This is a genomic window from Flavobacterium sp. (genome assembly GCF_040382755.1).
GTDB lineage: Bacteria > Bacteroidota > Bacteroidia > Flavobacteriales > Flavobacteriaceae > Flavobacterium.
The window spans coordinates 1-2,968 of the sequence record NZ_JBEIET010000183.1 but is presented as its reverse complement, the minus strand read 5'-3'; the positions used below and the strand labels follow the sequence as shown (position 1 = coordinate 2,968).

At 28.4% G+C, this 2,968-nt stretch carries 2 protein-coding genes; both read left to right on the top strand.

The annotated features are described in order from the left end of the window. Positions 1 to 204: 204 nt before the first annotated feature. Entirely contained in the window at positions 205 to 444 is a 240-nt protein-coding gene (locus ABWO04_RS10855; RefSeq protein ID WP_353079717.1) for a FeoA family protein, read from the top strand. Continuing rightward, positions 445 to 2,547: a ferrous iron transport protein B gene (feoB, locus tag ABWO04_RS10850; protein WP_353079716.1), complete on the top strand. Its 2,103-nt coding sequence runs from the start codon at positions 445 to 447 to the stop codon at positions 2,545 to 2,547. The last annotated feature ends 421 nt before the right edge of the window (positions 2,548 to 2,968 follow it).

The window sequence follows — 2,968 nt, the reverse complement described above, 5'->3', positions numbered from 1 at the left end:
TTTTATTGCTGCTTTTTGTAGCACTTGAATTACTGCTTTTAATCCGCCGTGTATGTCGCCAATGACTAAGGTTCTGCTCATTTGTTTATTTTAATTACGGTTACTAAGGTACAAATATTTGTTCAATGGTAAAACATGATATTTGTTAGGTTTTTGTTTTCGGAATATGTTATCTTTGTATTTTAATTCAATCTAAATAAGTTTGTGAAAAATAGTAATGCTAGTGTATTGAAAAAGGGACAAATGGCTCAAATTTCAGATATTAATATCGATGAAATTCCATTGAAACTTATTGAAATGGGATGTTTACCTGGTAATACTATCGAATTAATTCAGGTGGCACCAATGGGTGATCCTTTATTCTTTAATATAAACGACTCAAAAGTGGCAATTAGAAAAAAAACAGCTCAAGAAATCTATATTTTACAAGAATCTATTCAATAAATGTATTCTAATACCATAAAAGTTGCGTTAATAGGGAATCCAAATGTGGGTAAAACTTCTGTTTTTAATCAGTTAACAGGATTAAATCAGCAAGTGGGAAATTATCCTGGAATTACTGTGGATAAAAAAACAGGCATTTGTAAACTCAATCAAATTACGAAAGCTAAAATTATAGATTTACCTGGAACGTATAGTTTAAACGCGAATTCTATTGATGAAAACGTAGTAATTGAATTACTATTAAATAAAAACGATGAGGATTTTCCAGATGTAGCTGTTGTGGTTACTGAAGTGGAAAATTTAAAACGAAACTTATTACTTTTTACACAAATAAAAGACCTTGAAATTCCCACGTTACTTGTAATAAATATGAGTGACCGAATGAAGCAAAAAGGAATTGAATTAAACATTCCGTTGCTCGAAACAGAATTAAAAACCAAAATTGCCTTAATAAGTTCAAGAAAAAATATTGGAATTGAGTATATAAAAGAATTAATTTTAAATTATAAAAATCTTTCTACAGAAGCTTGTTTAAATGCGAGTTCTATTGATGAAGAATATTTTAATCGTCTTAAAAAAGCATTTCCAAATCAGTTACTTTACAAATTATGGTTGGTAATTACACAAGATGTTAATTTCTTGAATTTAGAACGAAATGCTATTGAAAATAATTTTACACGTTCGCACTCTGATTTAAAAAAATTACAACAAAAAGAAACTATAAAAAGGTATCAATTTATTAATGATACGCTGAAAATTACCCAAAAGATTGATAAATCTAAAGCGACCGATTTTCAAAGTAAATTAGACAATATATTAACTCACAAAGTCTTTGGCTATGTTATTTTCTTTGGAATATTATTACTTATTTTTCAATCTATTTTCGATTGGAGTAGCATTCCAATGGATTTTATAGATACCACTTTTTCAAAATTTAGTGCATTAACTAAAGAAAGTCTTCCTCAAGGAAAATTCACGGATTTACTTTCTGACGGAATCATTCCTGGCATTGGAGGTATTATTATTTTTATTCCACAAATTGCCTTTTTATTCCTGTTTATTTCTGTTTTAGAAGAAAGCGGCTATATGAGTCGTGTGGTGTTTTTGATGGATAAAATTATGCGAAAATTCGGATTATCTGGAAAAAGTATTGTCCCTTTAATTTCTGGAACGGCTTGTGCAATTCCTGCCATAATGAGTGCCCGAAATATTGAAAACTGGAAAGAACGTTTAATTACAATTTTAATTACGCCTTTTATAACTTGTTCTGCACGATTACCAGTTTACGCCATCTTAATTTCATTAATAATTCCAGAAAAACGATTTTTAGGTTTCAGTTTACAAGGTTTAACTTTAATGGGCTTGTATTTATTGGCTTTTGTGGTGGCAATTGGGTCGGCATATTTGTTAAATAAGGCTCTAAAATTAAAATGCAAATCGTATTTTATTGTTGAAATGCCAAGTTATAAGGTACCACTATTTAAAAATGTTGCCTTAAATGTTTTGGAAAAAACAAAAGCATTTGTAACGGGAGCTGGAAAAATAATTTTAGCTTTATCAGTAATTTTATGGTTTTTAGGCTCACACGGACCTGGAGAAAATTTTGATAAGGCGCAAGAAATCATTGAAAAACAAGTATATTCTAGCCCGAAAAAAATAAATCCATCTGTAATTGAAAATAATGTTTCTGCTTATAAATTAGAAAATTCCTACATTGGGATTATGGGAAAAACCATTGAACCAGCGATAAAACCATTAGGATACGATTGGAAAATTGGAATTGCAGTTGTAAGTTCTTTCGCAGCCAGAGAAGTATTTGTTGGAACACTTGCTACCATATATAGTGTAGGAAATCAGAGCGAAGAAGAAGCTACTATAAAAATGAAAATGGCGGAAGATATTGATGCTAAAGGAAATAAGATATTTAATTTCGCCACCGGAATTTCATTACTGTTATTTTATGCTTTTGCGATGCAATGCGTAAGCACACTTGCTATTGTGAAAAAAGAAACCAACTCGTGGAAATGGCCTATAATTCAACTGGTTTTTATGAGCGGATTTGCTTATTTGGTTGCACTAATAGCATATCAAACACTAAAATAGGTTTTTAAACACATAGACACAAAGTTTGCATTTAATTTGTTATAAACAAGTTAATATTAGAACTTTTTTATAAACACAGATTGTAGAAATTTATTTAATTTTAATAATCCGTGTTGTTAACTTAAAAATTTAAAAAATTGGAATTTATGAATTTGCAAGAAATTTTAACATACATCTGTTTGACTTTAGCCGTTGGTTTTTTATTAAAAAAATTGTTCTTAATTAAATTTAATTTTATAAATATTAACAATTAAATTTAATTTTATGCTGAAATTTACCCTAAATATTTACAAATATTTAAAAGTTTAAAATCCTCAAAAAGTTTTTATTTATAATTTGTCTAAATAAAATTAAGTAATTAATTTTGTTGTCTAGAATTAATCTAAATAAAAATGAGAAAAGTATTTGTAATTATCACCAC

Excerpts from the sequence above, each read along its gene's own strand:
- feoB (WP_353079716.1), top strand. The coding sequence starts at position 445 with ATGTATTCTAATACCATAAAAGTTGCGTTAATAGGGAATCCAAATGTG.